The sequence below is a fragment of the Rhodococcus sp. AQ5-07 genome, from assembly GCF_009707305.1.
Taxonomy (GTDB): domain Bacteria; phylum Actinomycetota; class Actinomycetes; order Mycobacteriales; family Mycobacteriaceae; genus Rhodococcus_F; species Rhodococcus_F erythropolis.
Map to the genome: position 1 here is coordinate 4,511,100 of NZ_CP046099.1, position 19,113 is coordinate 4,530,212.

The window sequence follows — 19,113 nt, forward strand, 5'->3', positions numbered from 1 at the left end:
GAACGCGGAGCCACGACTCACCCTCGGGCTGGGATCAATCCCAGGCCGAGGGTGACGAGTGCGTCAGGGCTATTGCTCGGACTTCTGTCGCGCTTCGTCTGCGGCCGCATCGGCGCGAGCCTTCTCGGCTTCCGCCTCTTTCTTCGCGACTTCTCGCTGGCTTTCGGCCTTGTCCTGCTGGGCGCGGCCCTCTCGGGTCAAACTGTCGTTTCCGGAAACCGCACCAACGGCTTCCTTGGCCTTACCCTTGACGTCCTCTACGACGCCTTTGATTCCCTCGCTGGGACCGCTCTTGTCATCTGGCACGTTGACCCTCCAATAGGTTTCGGATTCTCGCTCAGGGCTCCCACACAGGCAGGACTCCCACACAGAAGGCCCTACCCCGTCGAAAATCGCATAAACATCCGTGCACCGACCAGGCGCAGACCATGACTCGTCGTAGCCGAACGACGAGGTCGTTCCTCGAGTAACGATCAACCGTTCTCAGAAACTGTTTACCGGGCACAGGAATTGGCGGGACTCGTTCCAGAAGGGGAAGAGATCGGTGGTGGTTGCCGTGGGGTGGTCGATCTCGGCGAGAGTGTAGAAATCGAGAATCGTCCGACCAGCTGCGGCGCTGACCTCGCATGCTTGCAAGCTCAGCTTTGCCTCCGCCACGAAGCCGATGCTGCGGGCGAAGGGACCGAGAGTTCCCGCATTGACGAAACTGTCGAGGTCTTGTCCCCACTGGTTGTAGTCCGACTGCAAAGCGAAGCTGCACGTTTCGCCGAACAACTCGCCGCAGGTGGTCGGCTTTCCGCCGATCGTGTGCACCGTATCGGCAAGCTCGTGTGAGGTGCCTTCGCGCGGAGATCCGGAAAGGAAAAGCAAGATGGCAACGGCCAAGGCAACCACCAGAAGGATGCTTGCGGCCGTTGCCAGTATCGCCTTCACAATCCCTCGATCCACGTAAGTTCATGAGGGCAACCGATTTTGGAACACCGGCCACTAGATTTGTACCCGTGGCGTTCAGGGTCCAAACATCGACCAGGCTGGGAGCCATACGTCAGTCTGGGGGATCTGTTACAGGAACTGTGAGGGAGGATCAACACTCCCTTCCACTATCAATATATATCCCACTGGGGGCCTTGCGGCAAGGCCCGGGTAGTGCCGCAGAATGGCTCTTCCGATCCCGCACGACCGACTACGGGATCGGAACAGCCAGCGGAAGTGAGGGCACGTGCCAACCCAGGGATACGAAGACGAACTGCGATCCGAGCGGAACTATGTGGAGGGGCTCTACGCGCGCCTCGATGCGGAGCGCGCCCGAGTCAAAGGCAGGTACAACACCGCTCTGCGCGGAAACGGCGAAGCACTCATGGAACGCGACGCCGAGGTGCGCGCGCTTGCCAAAGAGGTGAAAAGGCTGGACGTAGCCGACAACGGACTGTGTTTCGGCCGGTTGGACTCGCTTTCGGGCGAGACCTCCTACATCGGCCGGATCGGCCTTCTCGATGCGGACAACGACTACGAACCGGTGCTGCTCGATTGGCGGGCGCCGGCGTCTCGCGCGTTCTACGTTGCCACCGCTGCCAACCCGGAGAACATGCGTCGACGCCGTCAGTTCCGCACCCGGAGTCGGCGCGTGGTCGATTTCACCGACGAGGTACTCGGGCGCCCCGACGGCGTAGAACACGACACGCACAGCGATTCCGCCCTACTCGCGGCAGTCAACGCACCCCGCGGCGAGGGAATGCGGGACATCGTGGCAACCGTCCAGGCCGAACAGGACGACATCGTCCGACTCGAACACCCCGGGGTGCTGGTGATCGAAGGTGGCCCAGGTACCGGGAAAACCGTCGTCGCCTTGCACCGCGTCGCCTACCTGCTCTACACCCAGCGAGAGCGGATGGAACGTCACGGCGTTCTCGTGGTCGGGCCGAACCCGGCGTTCCTGAACCACATCGGCCGCGTACTGCCCTCGCTGGGAGAGTCCGACGTGGTGTTCATGACCACCGGTGATCTCGTTCCCGGTCTACGCGTCACCGCCGAGGACACTCCGGAGGCCGCTGGGCTCAAAGGTTCGTTGAAGATCCTGGACGTTCTCGGCGCAGCGATTGCCGATCATCAGCGATTGCCCGAGAACCCACTGTTGATCGAATTGGCGGACGTCACGGTGCGGATCGACGCCGAAACCGCGGAGTGGGCCCGAGAAGAAGCCCGTTCGAGCGGACTCCCCCACAACGACGCACGCACTGTGTTCACCGAAATCCTCACCTGGGCGCTGACCGAACGGGCGATAGCGCGGATCGGCAAGGGGTGGTTGACACGCAGTGACCGTGAAGCCTGGGAGCAAGTGCGGACGGACCTGACCGCAGAGCTGGTGGAAAACAGCGCATTTACCGCGGCGCTCGACACGCTCTGGCCGATCCTGACTCCGAAAGAGCTACTGACACAGCTGTTTACTTCTCCCGCGCGACTACGCGCGGCAGGCGCGGACGAGAAGCTGCTTCGCCAGGACGGTGATGCCTGGACCGTCTCGGACGTTCCGTTACTCGACGAGTTGGTGGACATGCTCGGCCGGGACAAGCCCGTCGACCAGAGTGCCGAACGTGAACGCCGCGACGAGGCCGCGTATGCAGCGGGCGTGCTGGACATGATGATCAGCCGCGAGGATCTGATGGACGACGAGGATCACCTTCTCGCCCAGGACATGCTGTACGCCGAGGACCTGGCGGATCGTTTCGTCGAACGCGATACCCGGGAACTCGCCGAACGCGCTGCTGCTGACCGAGACTGGACGTACCGGCATATCGTGGTCGACGAGGCCCAAGAGCTGTCCGAGATGGACTGGCGAGTCCTGATGCGCCGTTGCCCGGACCGGTCTTTCACGGTGGTAGGTGATCTCGCGCAACGCCGTTCCCCCGCAGGTGCCCGCTCGTGGGCGACGATGATGGAGCCGTACGTCCCCGGCCGCTGGATCTACCGATCCCTGTCGGTGAACTACCGCACCCCCGCCGAGATCATGAGCGTCGCCGCCGCCCTGCTCGCCGAGTTCGCGCCGGACGTGCAGCCACCCGAGTCCGTCCGCGCCTGCGGGATCGCGCCGTGGTCCAGACAAATATCCTCCGACGAACTAGCCTCCGCCATCGACGAATTCAATCAGGACGAGGCCGGGCGCGAGGGTACGAGCATCGTCATCGGACCTGCGGACGTGCCGGGCGCTGTGCCTGTTTCGGAAACGAAGGGGCTGGAGTTCGATGCCGTGCTCGTCGTGGAACCGGAGCGAATCATCGCCGACGGCCCACGCGGCGCGTCGGAACTCTATGTCGCCCTCACTCGCGCAACCCAACGTCTCGGCGTCTTACACGAGGGGCCGTTGCCGCAGGCATTGACCGGGCTCGTCCAGGCAGGGACGGCCGGATCACCGCAGTCGTTCGCGGCGAGCGATGGTGCTGTGTAGGCCTTCGGCAGCGGCGCGAACGTAAGGCACTTGGCTCTCGGGAACGAAGCGACTGGTGGGACCGGTGACACTGATGGCGGCGACGGGTTTGTCGTTGGTTCCGAATACCGGCGCCGCAACGCACGCGAGACCCGGCGCTGATTCCTCGCGCTCGAACGCAATACCGGTCTCGACCACTCGGTTCAGTTGGGTATTGAGAATGCCGGGCGCAACGATCGTGTGCGGGGTGCGTCTGGTCATCGGTTCCGACAACACTTCGCGACGAAATTCGTTGTCGGAGAAAGCCAGGAGTGCCTTGCCGATTGCGGTGCAATACAGCGGTATCCGGCCACCGGTCCGGGACGGCGAGGTGGCTTGCCGGTGTCCGCCTATCTTCGCGACGTATACGACGTCGTGGCCGTCGCGAACTCCCAGGTGAACTGTCTCGTGGGTCCGCTCGTACAAGTCTTGGAGAAACGGCATTGCCATCTCCAGGAGGCTGCGTTCGAGGGAGGCGAGCATGCCGAGTTCGAAGAGGCCGCCGCTGAGCCGGTAGCCACCGTCGATTCGGTCGAGTAACCGGTTCGCGACCAGTTCGTTGGCCAGGCGGTGCACCGTTGCCTTGTGCAGTCCGGTCCGTTGGACCAGGGTGGCGAGAGGCAACACGTGGTCGTCAGCCCGGAAGGCACGCAGGATCGTCACCGCCTTGCCGAGCACGGTGTCGAGGTTTGCGCCGCCAGTCACCTGCCCAGCGTATCGCTGAGTGAGACAGTTCCCTGGCGCAATCTCGGCGCCACGGCGAAAGTAATGGCCATGAGCCAGCCCACGAATACCAGTACAGCGAGCGAGACGGACATCTCAGCTGCTGCTGACCGCCTCGCAGCCGCCATCGCGAGCGGTACTCCCTGCGCACCGGTGCGCGATCTGATCGGCGCCGACGATCTCGTCGCTGCCTACGCTGTCCAGCGCCGCGTCGATGAAATCCGTCGGCAGGCGGGTGCCGTCGTCGTAGGCCGCAAGATCGGCCTGACCTCGGTGGCAGTCCAGCAACAGCTGGGCGTCGACCAGCCCGACCTCGGCGTTCTGTACGCCGACATGGAGTTCCCCGCCGGCGGCACCATCCCCATGAGTCGTTTGATCCAGCCCAAGGTCGAAGCGGAAGTTGCCTTCGTGCTCGGTGCCGACCTCGTGGACGGACCGCTGGACAGTGCGCAGGTGCGCGAAGCGATCGACTACGCCGTCGCAGCGATCGAGATCTGTGACAGCCGCATCGCGTCGTGGGACATCAAATTCGGTGACACCGTCGCCGACAATGCGTCTTCGGGCGTCTACGTCCTGGGAACCGAACGCCGCACCCTCGACGAGGTGGAACCCGCCGGCGTCGTCATGTCGATGTCCGTCGACGGCACCGAGGTGTCCACCGGCGTCGGAACCGCTTGCCTGGGCGATCCGATCGAAGCAGTCGTCTGGCTCGCCCGCACGGCGCGCGAGTTGGGGCAGCCGCTGACTGCAGGCCAGGTGATCCTGTCCGGCGCACTCGGCCCCATGGCACCGGTCACCGCAGGCAACGAAGTCACCGTGACCGTCTCCGGGTTCGGTTCCGTCACCACCAGTTTTTCCAGCGAAGAGGACAACGCATGAGCAAGGTCAAGGTCGCGATCATCGGATCGGGCAACATCGGCACGGATCTGATGATCAAGGTGCTGCGCAACTCCGACTACCTGGAGATGGGCGCGATGGTCGGCATCGACCCGGCGTCGGACGGCCTCGCCCGCGCAGCGCGTCTGAACGTGCCGATCACGGCTGAAGGTGTCGAGGGTTTGATCGGTCTGCCGAACTTCGACGAGATCGAGATCGTCTTCGACGCCACCTCGGCAAAGGCTCACGTCGCCAACAACGCGCGGCTGGCTCCCCTCGGCAAGCGCATGATCGACCTGACGCCTGCCGCCATCGGCCCGTACGTCGTGCCGGCCGTCAACGCCGACGAGCACCTGGACGCACCCAACGTCAACATGGTGACGTGTGGTGGCCAGGCCACGATCCCGATGGTTGCGGCTGTTTCTCGGGTCGTCCCGGTGGCGTATGCGGAGATCGTGGCGTCCATCGCCTCCAAGTCCGCCGGTCCCGGAACGCGCGCCAACATCGACGAGTTCACCGAGACCACATCCGAGGCGATCGTTGCTGTCGGCGGCGCCCGCCGCGGCAAGGCCATCATCATCCTCAACCCCGCTGAGCCGCCGCTCATCATGCGCGACACGGTGTTCTGCCTCGTCGACGCCCCGGACCCGGCTGTTCACGAGGAGATCCGTCAGTCCATCGAGAAGATGGTCGGCGACGTCTCCGCCTATGTTCCGGGCTACCGCCTCAAGCAGGAAGTCCAGATCACCGAGATCCCGGCCGACCAGCCCGTCGAGACGTTGCTCGTCGACGGCAATCGCCCCACCCATCAGGTGTCGGTGTTCCTCGAGGTCGAGGGTGCTGCACACTACCTGCCTGCGTACGCCGGCAATCTCGACATCATGACGTCCGCCGGAATGCAGATCGCGGAGCGCATCGCCCAGCAGAAGGAAGCAACCAAGTGAGCAACCGCAAGATCTTCGTCCAGGACGTCACCCTTCGCGACGGCATGCACGCTGTCCGCCACCGTATTTCGCCCACCGACGTCAAGCGGATCGTCACAGCTCTCGATGCTGCCGGCGTCGACGCGATCGAAGTTGCACACGGTGACGGCCTCGCCGGCGGCTCGCTCAACTACGGCCCCGGCTCGAACACCGACTGGGAATGGATCGAAGCAGCGGCCGAGGTACTCGAGCACGCTCGTCTCACCACGCTGCTGCTTCCGGGTGTCGGCACGATCAGTGAACTCAAGCACGCTTACGACCTCGGTGTTCGCTCGGTTCGCGTTGCCACGCACTGCACCGAGGCCGACGTCTCCGCGCAGCACATCGAAACCGCCCGCGAGATCGGCATGGACGTCTCGGGCTTCCTGATGATGAGCCACATGGCGCCGGCCGAAGAACTGGCGAAGCAGGCCAAGCTGATGGAGTCGTACGGCGCGCACTGCGTCTACGTCACCGACTCGGGTGGACGTCTGGTGATGAACGACGTCGCGGATCGTGTTCGCGCATACCGCGACATCCTCGACGAGGGCACCGAAATCGGTATCCACGCGCATGAGAACCTGTCGCTCTCGGTTGCCAATTCCGTTGTCGCAGTGCAGAACGGCGTCACCCGCGTCGATGCTTCGCTTGCCGGTCACGGTGCCGGCGCCGGTAACTGCCCCCTCGAAGCCTTCATCGCCGTCGCGAACATCGAGGAGTGGGAGCACGGCTGCGACCTGTTCGCCTTACAGGATGCCGCCGACGACATCGTCCGTCCGCTGCAGGATCGGCCGGTCCGCGTCGATCGAGAGACCCTCACGCTCGGCTATGCCGGCGTGTACTCGAGCTTCCTGCGCCACGCCGAGGCCGCTTCGGAGCGCTACGGAATCGACGTTCGCACACTGCTTCTCGAAGCCGGCCGCCGCCGTCTGGTGGGTGGCCAGGAAGACATGATCGTCGACATCGCACTCACCCTTGCAGCGCAGGCAACAAAGGAAGCTGTCTGACGCGCTGCCGAGTTCGCTGATACCCGAGTCCCGCTCCCGTCTCCGGACGGGGGCGGGACTTGCCATTTCAGCCGAGAGAGCCCACCGACACGGCACTCGAAAAGCTGGCAAAGTTCGTCGCACGACATCTCTGACGCTCAGGGTAGAAACTTATCCGCTACAGACGAATTCAGGAAACCAGCTTCATCGATGCAAGATCTGCAGGGTGATACCTTCGATATGCTGAGCTCGTGGAACCTACCGAATACCGTGACGAATTGAGATCTGTCTTCGATACCGCGTCGGGGGTAGTGAGCGATCGACTGGCTGCGATCCACAACGCGGCAACCCCGCGCACCCAAGGGATCGTCATCGACGTCTCGCTCGACCAAGACGGCGAGGGAACATTCGGCGTCTGGGCACGATACGAGGGTCCCGACGCATTCAGTCTGAATCAGCAGATCGGTGACGAGAGAGAGCTATTCGGCGTGATCTGGGGCGAGGAAGGCTGGGAACCGCCGGTTCCGCATCGACCGCGAAAGTGGTCACGTGTGGAACTCGAGAAAGTGGTCGTCGGTGTCGTGGCCAAATGGATCGACGGGCTCATTCCCTCGACCGCCACCGAACTACCCTGGGAAGTAACGACTCCCGACGGAACTGTCGACGCTGTACCCGTGGGCCCAGAGATCAGCCGTGGACATTCGCCTCGGTGAAAGCGCGGAAGCATCGGCGAACATGTTGCAGCGTCAGCGTCCGGTCGAACCGTCGATCAATTCGCGGAGGATGTCAGCGTGCCCGGCATGGCGTCCGGTCTCTTCGATCACGTGCACGAGCGCCCAGCGGACACTCGGAGCGGGTCGTTTCGCCCCCGGTCGCGGGATGGGCGCGGCAAGATCTGTGCATCCGTCGAGAACTGCGTTGGCGCGCTCGACCGTCTCGCGATAGCGACTGACGACACCGTCCACGCTGTCTTCCGATGACGGTTGAAACGTCGCTTTCCAATCCGTCACGTTTTCTGCAAGGAACATCGATCGTTCGACAAAGGTCAGATGATTGGCCAGCCCGAGCAAGGTTGTTCCCGACGGAACAATTGTGGTGCGCACCTGAGGTTCCGGAGCACCCTCGACCTTGGCGGCAATCGAATCACGGAGGTAGTCGAGAAACGCTCGTAGTGTGGCTGCCTCGCTATTCCCTGTCCGGGGTGGTGGGGCATCTCGGCGGCTGCGACGCGACGTTGCCATGGCGGTTCTCCTTCCTCGGCGAAGAACGATGAAGAGGCTTCATTCCTGGATGGGCAGAACCGATCCTTCCGAACTCACTCCGATCCCGCATCAAATTTTGCCGTTACAGCAAAGACAACTTGGTTGCCGGTGTCAGCGTGCCGAGCTCAGGTCGCGCACAAGTTGGGGTCTCCGCCACTTGCCGACCTCGAAAGGCCACCGCCGCAGCGGATAGGCGAGACGAGCCACGAAGTAATTGACGTACTCGACGACGCCGAAAGCCCACACCGCCACGACGCCCACCGCCGCGCCGGAGTGATCTGGTAACCAGATGACAACGCCGAGAAGAGCTATCGCCAACAAGAGAACATCGAGGACCCGAAACACGCGGTAAAGCGCTGCGAGGCGGGCCGGCATCGGCTCCAACTCGACCCAGCCCCGCGCAAGCAGCCAATAGACACCTACTTGCACGAGGATCACAAGAAGTGGGGCCAGCGCCGACCACAACGCCGCGGAGTCTCGCGAACCTTCGAGCCGGGGCATCACGACACCGACCGCCACAGCGGCAAATACAGCCGCTGCAGCCAGTTCGCCGAGGCCGAGGCTCAGGTACCTGCGTCTCAAACTCTGTTGCCGTTGATCCACCACGTAAGAACCCTATCCGTTGATCACCATCGCTTGCCACGTGGCGGTCGGACCGATTCTGCAGCGCGAGTGAGGAATACACTTCATCTCGACTTCGATCTCGAGCGCCATGACGCGGGTGGATCATCCTCGGACGTGTTGGCGAATCCGGCGGGAAACCTTTTCTGCGTGGGTGATCCGCACTAGCTGCGCCGTTGTCAGTCCCCGATACGCGGTCGTTCGCGCCGACGTGGTCCTCGATCGCGCATCTCGAGAATCGCTGCTGCCGTGGACGCGACCGTCTTGTCGTCGTCGTGGGTGATCCTGGCGAGCGCTTCGCGTGCTGCAGCGCCGGGAATCTCGGCGAGCGCCTGCGTAATTCGCAACCTCGTCGGGGCGTCGTCAGTGCCGTCGAGCCTTGCCTGCACGGCATCGACGACCTCACCGCTTGTAGGTGAGTGCTCCGCGAGAAGACCGAGCACCTCGCCTGCCTCGACGTCGCGCCGCCCGTCTGCGACCATCTCGAGGAGAGCGGGCATCGAGACAGCCTCTCCGCGAGATCCGAGGGCGAGAGCGGCGTCGGCGCGGACTATCGCGTCCGAATCATCGAGAGTTCGCTTCAGCGCCCGAGTTGCTTCCTCGGTGTTGATCCCGGATATGGCCGACGTCGCGCGGCGTCGAACCTCGACGTCCTCCGATTCGAGCCCCTTCGTCAGACCTGCAAGGCCTGCACCTTCGGTCCTCGCCAATGCCCACTGCAACGCTCCCGCCACGTTGGCATCCCTCTCCGACAGGATGGCCTCGACGAGTGCGTCCACGGGCAATGCCGCATTCGCGTCCTGCGACAGAATCGCTTGCTGGCGGTGGGCGGCGAACTCGGATTCGAGTGCACGCAACAGCGAGACCATGCGCAGGACGTCGTCCCACTCCGAAGGGGCGGTGGCGTCGACCCTTTCGAGTTTGGTCAGCAATTCCTCCTCCGCCGCGATCCGTTGCCGAGTGTGTTGCATGAGTTCACCCACCAAATCGGCCGGTGCAAAGTCTGGTTCGTCCAGTGCACGCTTGGCCTCGTTCAACGAGAGCCCCAATGTCCTCAAGCTCTCGACGTGGAAGAGGCGACGGATGTCGTCAGCGGAGTACTCGCGGTAGCCACCGGACGTGCGGCCCGTCGGCTTCACCAGCCCCAAAGTGTCGTAGTGACGCAGCATCCGTGTGCTGACACCACAACGCCGCGAGACCTCGCCGATCAACATCCGTCTCCCCTTCCTACGCGTCCGGTCCGATTGCCGCGACGCGCTTCGCCAATTCGTGTGAGAGAGCGAATCCACCGTCGGGGTCGTGCCAGAGTTGCTTTGTAGCATCAGCATGCGCTCGGACACGCGGATTCGGGCTCGTACCGGCCGCGTCGAGCACCGGGAGCACAGCCTCGCCGAGCCCGGTCAGGGCGCGGCTCAGACTGAGCTGCATCTGCAGTTCACCCCGACCGAGTTCTGTGGCCAGATCGGCCGCGAGTGCGCCCTCGTCTCCCGCCGGCACGAGAGCCACAGCCGCGCGCCACGCACTGCGCGCAACCTCGTCGTCCTGGTCGTGGACCAGCGCAGAGACCTCGGGCCACGCGATCGGATCGCCGATCTTGGACAAAGTGTGGAGCGCCTGACTGCGGGCTTGCGAGCCATCGGACCCGAGCTCACGGATCAGCCTCGGCACCGTGATTTCGGCCGGCAAGCGGCACAACGCCCAGGTCAGCATGTCGCGGACGAAGAAGTCCGGCTCGACGGCGCACCGATCGATCAGGGCATCCGTCAACTGAGGATCCGGGCGTGTGCCGACAGCAAGCGCGGCGCGCAGTCGAACCGAGGGATCTGCTGCGGCCAAGGCGTCGACGAGGTGAGCATGCTGCCCACCGTGGTTGGTTGTGTTCACGACAACCACCTCCTTCACCGACCAGTGGAACCCTTGTCACTGTGTCAAGGTCAAGCGTCACTGCCTCCGACACGTGAAATGTCGCCTCGGATCACACGCCGGTTGTCGATCCTGGCCGAAAGATCATCAGCACGACGACAACGACCCAGAGCAGATTGAAGATTCCCGTCGCGGTGCCCAGCCGACGGGTGAGCCGCGTTGCGACATCCACAACGGACCCGGTTCCTTCGATCGCCGCCATTGTCAGCCGTTGGGCGGGAAGCACGACCGCGGTGAGTATCACGGCGGCAACGACGGTGAGTGCGATCGAGGTGAGGATCCACACGTCACCGAGCACTCCGAGATTGACGGCGGTGGCGACACCGAGCATCGGAACGACAATGCCGATCGTGGCATACACCCGAACGATGCGATGCAGCATGCCCGTCGTCGCAACACTGGCGCTGTCCGGATCGGCGAGCGCGGCGCGGCTCGCCACCGGGAACATACTCGCTGCCACAGCGACAGGGCCGATGGCAAGAATGGCCGCAATCACATGGAGGGACAGCAGGATTCCGGTCATGAGATTTCTCGCGTTTCGGTACGCACAAGCGTATTCACGCGGCGTCCGGGGCGAAGGTGACTACAGGCTCGGCGCCCTTCGCCGACCACACCGTTCCTCGACGCTCGTAGTCGAAGAGCGCTTCGACCTCGAGACTTATCCGAGGCCCGAGGCATCGTTCCAGCAGATACAGGCCCACTCCATCGAACGTGTTGCGGGACAAGTCGGATTCAATGCCGTCACCACGTTCCGCGAACGCTTCCGAGACCTGGTCGGCACCAGTCCACAGCGATACCGGACGCAGTTTCGAACGTCGCGCTAGCTGACCTACTTCTCGCTCTGTCGACGCACCATCTCCGAGATCCAGATCGGCGCAAACGGCGAGGTGCAGTTCGGGGGAGTCGGGTAGTCCTCGAGCACCCGCAGACGTTCACCGATGTCGATTGCACGGGCCCGGTACTCGGCATGTTCGATCCCGATCTGGGCCAAGCAGTGGTTCATCGCCCATTGCAGGCGATCAGGGGCATCCTTCATCTCCGCCTCGATGACGTCGAGCAATCCTGAAAGATCAAGGCCCTCCGGCTTCTTCGCTACGCGCTCGGTAGTCAGAGCCCAACCGGCGCTCGCAACCACGGGATCGGAGTCGGCGGTCCAGGCCACCCGCAAATCCTCCGCGTGCGGGTTCTTCTTCACCACGTAGTTGACGAGCCAGTCATGCACCTTGGGAGTACGAGCCTCACGCAACATGACGTCCAACTCGTCACGCTCGAACGCCTTCGGACGACAGATCAAGAGGGCAAGCAGCCTCGCTGCGGTATCGCCCGTCGCCCAAAGTTGTTGTGCAAGTTCCTGCTGAGTTTTCAGTCGCTTCGCGACTGCCCGCAGTTTTGTCAGGTTCACACCGTGATCGTCACCGTGCTTCTCGTTCACTGCGCGCACCTTCGGATCCTCGAGCGCAGCCAACTCGTCCATCACCGCGGCAACCGTCGATTCAGCCACGCCGTCCTCCAGTCACTACTTCTGCGATTCACCTACTGGCAAGTCACCTACAAGGAAAGCACGGGACGGCACGCGGCGACGCATCCACGTTCGACCCGTGTTTGAAACTTCGACCAATGGGTACATGTCTGCTCCTGAGGTGGCGGCACGTCACCATGAAGACAGGACGAACCTTGCATATGCGACGCGCCGCGGGTGCCGAGAACGTGGACGAAACCGCAGGCGGAGATGAAGGCGGCAGTAAGAACGTTCTCACTCGGGCTATAACCGGCCCACTCCTTTTCGTGTTCATCCTCGGAGACGTCCTGGGCGCCGGTATCTACGCATTGGTGGGCGTCATCGCCGGTGAAGTTGGTGGAGCCGTCTGGGTACCACTGCTCGTAGCGCTCGTCATGGCATTGCTGACAGCAACGTCGTATGCCGAACTGGTCACCAAATATCCGCGGGCGGGCGGTGCAGCAGTATTCGCCCAACGGGCGTATCGGAAACCTCTGATCTCATTCCTCGTCGGCTTCTCGATGCTGGCGGCCGGTGTCACGAGTGCAGCAGGACTCGCCCTCGCATTCTCGGGTGACTATCTCAAAGCCTTCATCGACGTCCCGACCGTTCCAGCCGCGCTCGTCTTCCTCCTCCTGGTGGGGCTTCTCAATGCCAGAGGCATCAAGGAGTCGATGCGCGCAAATGTCGTCATGACAGTCGTGGAGGTCACCGGCCTCGTCATGGTTGTCGTCCTCGCCTGCGTAGTTCTCGGGCACGGCGACGGAACCTTGAGCCGTGTCGTGGAGTTCGACGACAGTCGATCGCCTGCACTCGCCGTGTTGGCAGCGGCGCTCCTCGCGTACTACTCGTTCGTCGGCTTCGAAACCTCGGCGAACGTCGCCGAAGAAGTGAAGAACGTGAGCAAGGTCTACCCACGCGCACTGTTCGGAGCCCTGTTGACGGCGGGCGCCGCCTATGTCCTTGTCGGCCTGGCTGTCTCGGTGGTGCTGCCCGCCGACGAGCTCGCCGCGTCCTCAGGCCCCTTACTGGCAGTGGTGTCAGCCGCCGACGTCGGTGTTCCGCCTCGCCTGTTCAGCCTGATCGCTCTGGTAGCCGTCGCCAACGGCGCACTGCTGACAATGATCATGGCAAGCAGGCTGACGTACGGAATGGCGTCGGAAGGGTTGCTCCCCAGCGCATTCGCGCGCGTGCTGCCGCGGCGCCGGACCCCTTGGGTGGCGATCATCGCAACCACAGCCGTTGCCATGGCTCTCTGCGTCACCGGATCGTTGTCAGCCCTGGCAGAGACGGTGGTACTCCTGCTGCTTTTCGTATTCATCAGCACCAATATCGCGGTCCTGGTTCTGCGTCGTGACGCAGTGCAACACAGTCATTTCCGGACACCGATCATCTTTCCGATCCTCGCCCTCGGTACGTGCGTTGCGTTGCTCACCCAGCAGAGCGCCGCAACGTGGTTGCGCGCATCATTACTCTTGACGGTCGGAGTAGTGCTGTACGCCCTCTCCCGCCGTCGATCCACGAAGTAAGGTGCGATGTTCGAAAGGGGGTGTGATGACCGACAGTTCTGACACACCAGATGTAATTCAGCGTCGAGAGCGAAAGATCAACAGGCGAACCCTGACGTACGGCCTGTCCGTCGTTCTGGCTACCGCGGCACTGGTTGTCGCGATCGTGTGGTTGGGCTCCCGGCGGGGCGAATGCTTCGGTACCGACACCTTGCTGTGCTCACAGAAAGATCGCCGACTGGCCGTCTTCGTCCCGAGCCTCATGCTGCTACTCGGCTCCGTGGGCGCGTTCTTGCGAGCCTCCCTGCGATTGCACCGTCTGCGGCGCCTCTACATCCGGCCGTACATGGCGTGGCTCCTGACGGGGCTCACCCTGGTGTACCTGGCGGGAGCCTTCATCTTTATCGAGGGCAATATTCTCTGAATACATCTGTTCGGCAATCGGATTCACAGACCGAAGCGGTAGCTGTCGTTCAGAATCGTGTGTCGTCGATGGCAGTAAGGACCACTTCTCGAACCGATGACGAAGACGACAGATTCGAGATGGAGCGCACGGTATCCACGACGTCGTGCACGGGAACCAGAGACCCATCTCCGCGGGCAGCAGCGATGTCTCGGGGCACATCGAGTCCATCTTCCGTGTTGAGATATCCGAGGTGAAGGACCGTCACTGCGAGTCGGTCCTTCCGGTAGCCCTCTCTCAACGCGTCGGCAATGCCGTTGATCGCGGACTTCGATGCGCCGAACGCAACTTCCGGCCTACCGCTTCGCGGGAGCCCCGAGGTAGAACCAGTCAAGAAAATCCGAGGCCGAGGACGCCCGATCATCCGTGGGATCAGGCGCTTCGACAAAAGGATCGTGCCGGTGATGTTGGCGTTGATCATTTCCAGCATTTCGACGTCGGATTGATCTGTGAACGCATAATCGGAAGTGAAGGCGTCCCCTTCCCAGATTCCGACGTTGCAAATCAGGGTGTCTACACCTCCGACAAGCTCCTGGTCGATCGAGTTCGCTGCCGCAACAGGGTCGGTCAGATCTGCTTCGATCCACTCGGAGACGTCGAACCCGTCAGGGCGCCGACGAGAAATACCGACAACGTCGTGACCATCGCTCCTCAAGCCCTCGATCAATGCACGACCAAGTCCCCGGCTCGCGCCGACAACAACTACCCTCGCCACAATTGCACCCTTCTGCCCGCTCTGTTCACATCCAATGGATGACACGACACATTCATGCACGCCGAAATACGTTGCCCTCGAGCGTGACAACGGCACCGGCCGCAACGAGCCGCTGAAGGTGCAGCTGCGCAGTTCGTCGTTCGACTGCATCGACGTACGGCGCGTTGACGTGCGGACGGTAGACGAGGCGATGCGCGACGATGTCTTCCAACTGCCTTGGTTCACCGAGAAATTGGACGAGTCTTTCTTCGCGGCTGAGCAGTTTGTCGCGGTAGGCGGTCAGCCGGCGACGGAACTCGTCGCTGCCTTCGACGACGCCCTTTTGATGGAAGGTGCCGTACCACCGAGCGTCGATGCCCGCGGCGCGGTCGATGGAGGCGAGGAAGTCGTCGACGCTACTGCCCAGGTCGCCGTACATCGGGCCGAAGGAGGTGAGATCGATGTCGGCGACATAGAAGAAGCCGTCGGGCTCGATGAGGAGGCCACAATGTCCGGGAGTGTGACCAGGTAGGTGAATGACCGTCGCCGTGCGGTCTCCGAGGTCGAAGACGTGGCCGTCGGCGATCCCGGAAACGTCATCGTGCGTCGGGGGAATGCCGTACTGCGCTGCTATTGAATGTTCGACCTCAGCTCGCTCCTCGGGGCGGAGGCCGTAATTTGTGAGCATCGTGTCAAGGGAGGCGACCGACGGTGCGTCGAGGTTGTGCGCGTACGTCGGTGCTTGAAAATGCCGGAGACCGGCAACGTGGTCCTCGTGGCCGTGACTGATGAAGACGAGGTCTGCGCCCACGGGATCTCGGTCGAGGGAGAGGGACGGGTCGATCACCAGCGTGCGTTCGGATCCGTGCACGACCACGGTGTTTCCGAAGGGGACGGTCCCACCGTTCTCTGGTACCAGCACCGAGACTTTGCCAAATTCTGTGGGTGTGAACATCTCTCGCTTCTCCCTGCGGCCATCGGGTAGTGACGTTGCAGATCTCGAAGCAATCGAAGGTATCGCTGACAGAGACCTCAGTCAGTATGCATGGCCGGGTCAGCGGGCCGTACGCGGATCATCCTGGACTACCCGGTGAGCTCTTCACGAGCAGCGACAAGGACTTCCTCGGAGAGGGACGATCCCTTGGTGGCTCGCGAGAGGACCAGAGCGCCGATCATGGTCGAGAGACGCACCAGCCCGTCATGCTCCTCATCCGCGAGCGCCTTGGCAAAATCACCGACCCCCTCGACATACACCCGACGGGCCTCACTGTCTGCCGGCTCGCGTGCCATGTCGGCGGCGAGTGCAGCAGCGGGACATCCGTCTGCCGGATTGTCGCGATGCTCCACGGAGAGGTAGTTGCCGATCAGGGCTTGTCGAGCCTCGTCACGCTGGCCAGCGTGCCTTTCGAGACCTGCTGCGTGCAGCTGCGCCAGTTCAGCGAAGGCATGGGTGGTCGCTTCGTCGATGAGCGCGTCCTTGGACGCGAACTGCTTGTAGAAACCACCGTGGGTCAGCCCCGACGCCTTCATCAAGTCAGCGACGCTGAGGTGAGTGCCCTTCTCTCGGAACAGACGAGCTGCGGTTTCCACGACGCGCCGACGGTTCTCTTCCGCTTGTTGCTGCGATACGCGGCCCATCACAACGCCTTCCAGTTTGGATTTCACTTGACATCTATCCTAGCCCACACTTAGATTTGATTCATAATCTAAATGTCACCGACAGTCACAACCCTGGGAGAATCATGGACCTGAACAAGACAGTTGCGGTCGTCACCGGAGCCAATCGCGGACTCGGCCGCCATCTGGCGGCAGGGCTCGTCGAGCGCGGCGCGAAGGTGTACGCGGCTGCCCGCAATCCGGAAACTGTCGATCTGCCCGGCGTCATCCCCCTGAGGTTGGACGTGACGGACGCCGAATCGATCACCGCCGCAGCGCAAATCGCATCGGATGTGACCTTGGTGGTCAACAACGCCGGAATCTCTACCTCGGCACCCTTGATCGGGGGCGACATCGATGACGTTCGCCGCGAGATGGACGTCAATTTCTACGGCCCGCTTGCCGTGACCCGGGCGTTTGCTCCGGTCGTCGAAAACAACGGAGGCGGAACAGTACTCAACGTTCTTTCGGTGCTGTCCTGGTTCCATCCGGCTGCGCTCGGGTCTTACGCGTCATCGAAGGCAGCGGCGTGGGCGATGACCGACGCCGTTCGAGAAGAACTGGCGCCGCGGGGAATCGCCGTCTCGGCACTGCACGTTGCATACATGGATACCGACATGGCTGCGGGCGTACCGGCCGAACAGAAGATCGCTCCGGCCGATGTCGCCGCGCAGGCCCTGGACGGCATCGAACGTGGGCTGGCTGAGATCCTCGCCGACGACACCACCCGGTATGTCAAGGGGAGTCTGTCGTCTTCGAACTCCGAGTAACCAAGGGACTGTTGACGAGTGACACTCATCCCACCGTTTTGAGACTCGCCAATCTGCCCAGGATCGGTGCCCGCCAAGCCGCGAGGTCTTCCGGACCGTTTTCTTCCCACAACTCGTACAACTCCGACGTGTCGCTGTCTGCGACGGCACGCTCGAGTGCGGTGAGGACCCATGCCTTCTGCTCCGGACTCAAGGTTCCGGCGTACCCGGCGGCATCAATCTCGGCCAGCTGCACAGGCGCCGGAGCAACCCCGTGCGCAACCGCAAGGATCTCGGCGACGGCAATAGCTGTTTGAGCATCATCGGCATCGAGGTAGCCGTCGTCGGGGTGGCGTGCGTAATCGTCGATATCGTAGTCACCCGCCTGTACCGCGCTGAGCAGGTCGCCCGCTACGTCGTTGTCGAAAGGTCCTGAACCCCAAGTCCCCATGCTGTCTCTCCGATCCGTACCCGCGTCATCTGTCGTAACGATATTAGTGAATCACCGGCTTCGGCGAGGATCCTCGGGCTGGAAGTACTGCGTTCGCCGGAAATCGACATCAGCGCAACGGCACGCGAATGATGCGGTCATCACCGGGTTTGGGGTCGCCGCGTCCGTCGGTGTTGTTCGTCAGTATCCACAGCGACCCGTCCGGTGCGACTACAACATCACGGAGGCGCCCGTATTCGTCGACGAATTGCTCGTCGGCGGTCGCGGGATCGGTCAAGGGCACCGTGCGGAGTCGCTCACCACGAAGATTGGCGATGTAGATCGTGCCGTCGTGGATGGCGATTCCGCTGGGGCTGGCATCGTCAGGTGACCATTGTTGGAGCGGGTCGATGAATCCGTCTTCACCCGCAATCCCTTCGACCTCGGGCCACCCGTAGTTTCCGCCTGCTTCGATCTTGTTGAGCTCGTCCCAGGTGTCCTGCCCGAACTCGCTGGCGTACATCGTGCCGTCCTCGGTCCAGGCAATGCCCTGGGAGTTGCGGTGGCCGTAGCTGTAGACAAACGAGTTCGGAAATGGATTATCCAGCGGTACATCGCCATCCGGAGTCATTCGAAGGATTTTCCCGGACATCGAGTCGAGGTCCTGAGCCCTGTCTCGACTACCGGCATCACCGACGGTCACGTACAGCATCCCGTCCGGGCCGAACGCGATGCGACCACCGTTGTGGTAGTTGGCCGAAGCGAGCCCGTCGAGAATCGTCTCGGCCGGCCCGAGCGCGAATTCCCCCGGAGCACCGATGATGTCGAAGCGTTCGATCCGGTTCTCCCCGTTCGCGGTGAAGTACGCGTACAGGCGGTTTTCACGTACTGCGATCCCTAGTAAACCGCCCTCACCTCTGGGGCTGACGCCGTCGACGACTCCCACCTCGCGGCTGTTTCCGCCGGCGTCGAGTTCGAGGATTCGCGCGCTGTCGCGCTCACTGACAAGTGGTGTGTCGCCGTGGAATGCGATCGACCAGGGCGCGTCCAAGCCGTCGGCGACGGTCTCGGGTTCACCGAAGGCCGCGGCGGGCGCCGATCGTGTTGTCGTGCTTGCCTGCGGACGGGGCCCTTCAGGATCCTCGCTACCGCAAGCCGTCAGGAAGGCCGAGACGAGCACGGCGGCGCCCAGTCCTCGGATCTGTCGTCGTGTCATGGGCGCGTCTCCCGGGTTCAGGCAGTCTTTGCGCCGACGGTAGCGCGCAATCGGCCACACCGGGAGTCCCTTCGAGTACCCCCAAC

At 62.8% G+C, this 19,113-nt stretch carries 23 protein-coding genes; 9 read left to right on the forward strand and 14 right to left on the reverse strand.

What is annotated here, in order from left to right; all coding sequences use genetic code 11:
• Positions 1-69: 69 nt before the first annotated feature.
• Both mbp1 and GJB56_RS21050 read right to left on the reverse strand, forming a co-directional pair.
• Complete coding sequence (gene mbp1, locus GJB56_RS21045) at positions 70-306, reverse strand: microaggregate-binding protein 1 (protein WP_029537228.1); 237 nt, start codon at positions 304-306, stop codon at positions 70-72.
• Positions 307-483: 177 nt separating this feature from the next.
• Positions 484-948, reverse strand: a complete 465-nt coding sequence (locus GJB56_RS21050; protein ID WP_020909645.1) for a hypothetical protein — start codon at positions 946-948, stop codon at positions 484-486.
• A 271-nt stretch (positions 949-1,219) separates the two neighbouring features.
• On the opposite strand from GJB56_RS21050, the gene helR reads away from it, so the two are divergent.
• Positions 1,220-3,442: an RNA polymerase recycling motor ATPase HelR gene (gene helR, locus GJB56_RS21055; protein WP_113682797.1), complete on the forward strand. Its 2,223-nt coding sequence runs from the start codon at positions 1,220-1,222 to the stop codon at positions 3,440-3,442.
• Here the strand turns inward: helR and GJB56_RS21060 are convergent.
• Positions 3,404-4,165, reverse strand: a complete 762-nt coding sequence (locus GJB56_RS21060; protein ID WP_019745961.1) for an IclR family transcriptional regulator — start codon at positions 4,163-4,165, stop codon at positions 3,404-3,406. The genes helR and GJB56_RS21060 overlap by 39 nt on opposite strands.
• Before the next feature lie 69 nt (positions 4,166-4,234).
• On the opposite strand from GJB56_RS21060, the gene GJB56_RS21065 reads away from it, so the two are divergent.
• The 4 genes from GJB56_RS21065 to GJB56_RS21080 all read left to right on the forward strand — a co-directional run bounded on the left by GJB56_RS21065 (position 4,235) and on the right by GJB56_RS21080 (position 7,720).
• Positions 4,235-5,062: a 2-keto-4-pentenoate hydratase gene (locus GJB56_RS21065; protein WP_024487713.1), complete on the forward strand. Its 828-nt coding sequence runs from the start codon at positions 4,235-4,237 to the stop codon at positions 5,060-5,062.
• Entirely contained in the window at positions 5,059-6,003 is a 945-nt protein-coding gene (locus GJB56_RS21070; RefSeq protein WP_020909649.1) for an acetaldehyde dehydrogenase (acetylating), read from the forward strand. Before GJB56_RS21065 ends, GJB56_RS21070 begins: the two co-directional genes overlap by 4 nt.
• 44 nt (positions 6,004-6,047) lie before the next feature.
• Complete coding sequence (dmpG, locus tag GJB56_RS21075; RefSeq protein WP_042448265.1) at positions 6,048-7,028, forward strand: 4-hydroxy-2-oxovalerate aldolase; 981 nt, start codon at positions 6,048-6,050, stop codon at positions 7,026-7,028.
• 230 nt (positions 7,029-7,258) lie between these two features.
• Positions 7,259-7,720 (forward strand): DUF6389 family protein, encoded by a 462-nt coding sequence (locus tag GJB56_RS21080; protein ID WP_113682798.1) that lies wholly within the window; start codon positions 7,259-7,261, stop codon positions 7,718-7,720.
• A gap of 33 nt (positions 7,721-7,753) precedes the next feature.
• On the opposite strand, the gene GJB56_RS21085 is transcribed toward GJB56_RS21080, so the two are convergent.
• The 5 genes from GJB56_RS21085 to GJB56_RS21105 all read right to left on the reverse strand — a co-directional run bounded on the left by GJB56_RS21085 (position 7,754) and on the right by GJB56_RS21105 (position 11,336).
• Entirely contained in the window at positions 7,754-8,248 is a 495-nt protein-coding gene (locus GJB56_RS21085) for a DinB family protein (RefSeq protein ID WP_113682799.1), read from the reverse strand.
• A gap of 132 nt (positions 8,249-8,380) precedes the next feature.
• Complete coding sequence (locus GJB56_RS21090) at positions 8,381-8,875, reverse strand: hypothetical protein (RefSeq protein ID WP_113682800.1); 495 nt, start codon at positions 8,873-8,875, stop codon at positions 8,381-8,383.
• 194 nt (positions 8,876-9,069) lie between these two features.
• Positions 9,070-10,104 carry a MerR family transcriptional regulator gene (locus tag GJB56_RS21095; RefSeq protein ID WP_113682801.1) on the reverse strand — a complete coding sequence of 345 codons (1,035 nt, stop codon included), beginning with the start codon at positions 10,102-10,104 and terminating at the stop codon, positions 9,070-9,072.
• A gap of 13 nt (positions 10,105-10,117) precedes the next feature.
• Positions 10,118-10,783: a HEAT repeat domain-containing protein gene (locus GJB56_RS21100; RefSeq protein WP_031333885.1), complete on the reverse strand. Its 666-nt coding sequence runs from the start codon at positions 10,781-10,783 to the stop codon at positions 10,118-10,120.
• 82 nt (positions 10,784-10,865) lie between these two features.
• Entirely contained in the window at positions 10,866-11,336 is a 471-nt protein-coding gene (locus tag GJB56_RS21105; RefSeq protein WP_020971298.1) for a DUF2269 family protein, read from the reverse strand.
• Here GJB56_RS21105 and GJB56_RS32105 point away from each other — a divergent pair.
• Positions 11,335-11,637: a hypothetical protein gene (locus tag GJB56_RS32105; protein ID WP_372588525.1), complete on the forward strand. Its 303-nt coding sequence runs from the start codon at positions 11,335-11,337 to the stop codon at positions 11,635-11,637. The two genes, GJB56_RS21105 and GJB56_RS32105, sit on opposite strands and share 2 nt — an antisense overlap.
• Positions 11,638-11,642: 5 nt before the next feature.
• On the opposite strand, the gene GJB56_RS21120 is transcribed toward GJB56_RS32105, so the two are convergent.
• On the reverse strand, positions 11,643-12,314 hold the full coding sequence (locus GJB56_RS21120) for a DNA alkylation repair protein (RefSeq protein ID WP_021333270.1): 672 nt from the start codon (positions 12,312-12,314) through the stop codon (positions 11,643-11,645).
• Positions 12,315-12,469: 155 nt separating this feature from the next.
• On the opposite strand from GJB56_RS21120, the gene GJB56_RS21125 reads away from it, so the two are divergent.
• The gene (locus GJB56_RS21125; protein WP_397509826.1) at positions 12,470-13,840 is read left to right on the forward strand and encodes an APC family permease; all 1,371 of its coding nucleotides are present in this window, start codon (positions 12,470-12,472) and stop codon (positions 13,838-13,840) included.
• Positions 13,841-13,865: 25 nt separating this feature from the next.
• Positions 13,866-14,243: a hypothetical protein gene (locus GJB56_RS21130; protein WP_020971303.1), complete on the forward strand. Its 378-nt coding sequence runs from the start codon at positions 13,866-13,868 to the stop codon at positions 14,241-14,243.
• 49 nt (positions 14,244-14,292) lie between these two features.
• Here GJB56_RS21130 and GJB56_RS21135 read toward each other — a convergent pair whose 3' ends face one another.
• The 3 genes from GJB56_RS21135 to GJB56_RS21145 all read right to left on the reverse strand — a co-directional run bounded on the left by GJB56_RS21135 (position 14,293) and on the right by GJB56_RS21145 (position 16,641).
• Positions 14,293-14,997, reverse strand: coding sequence for an SDR family NAD(P)-dependent oxidoreductase (locus GJB56_RS21135; protein WP_041815421.1), 705 nt, complete (start codon positions 14,995-14,997; stop codon positions 14,293-14,295).
• A 52-nt stretch (positions 14,998-15,049) separates the two neighbouring features.
• On the reverse strand, positions 15,050-15,931 hold the full coding sequence (locus tag GJB56_RS21140; protein WP_020909662.1) for an MBL fold metallo-hydrolase: 882 nt from the start codon (positions 15,929-15,931) through the stop codon (positions 15,050-15,052).
• 128 nt (positions 15,932-16,059) lie between these two features.
• Positions 16,060-16,641, reverse strand: a complete 582-nt coding sequence (locus GJB56_RS21145; protein WP_230091034.1) for a TetR/AcrR family transcriptional regulator — start codon at positions 16,639-16,641, stop codon at positions 16,060-16,062.
• Positions 16,642-16,718: 77 nt separating this feature from the next.
• Here GJB56_RS21145 and GJB56_RS21150 point away from each other — a divergent pair, with 77 nt between their 5' ends.
• Positions 16,719-17,402, forward strand: a complete 684-nt coding sequence (locus tag GJB56_RS21150; RefSeq protein ID WP_019745979.1) for an SDR family oxidoreductase — start codon at positions 16,719-16,721, stop codon at positions 17,400-17,402.
• 25 nt (positions 17,403-17,427) lie between these two features.
• On the opposite strand, the gene GJB56_RS21155 is transcribed toward GJB56_RS21150, so the two are convergent.
• Together GJB56_RS21155 and GJB56_RS21160 are read right to left on the reverse strand one after the other, a co-directional pair.
• A complete protein-coding gene (locus tag GJB56_RS21155) occupies positions 17,428-17,832 on the reverse strand; it encodes a DUF4259 domain-containing protein (protein WP_019745980.1) in 405 nt (134 codons plus the stop codon).
• Between the two features lie 109 nt (positions 17,833-17,941).
• Entirely contained in the window at positions 17,942-19,027 is a 1,086-nt protein-coding gene (locus tag GJB56_RS21160; RefSeq protein ID WP_020909664.1) for a PQQ-dependent sugar dehydrogenase, read from the reverse strand.
• Positions 19,028-19,113: the final 86 nt, after the last annotated feature.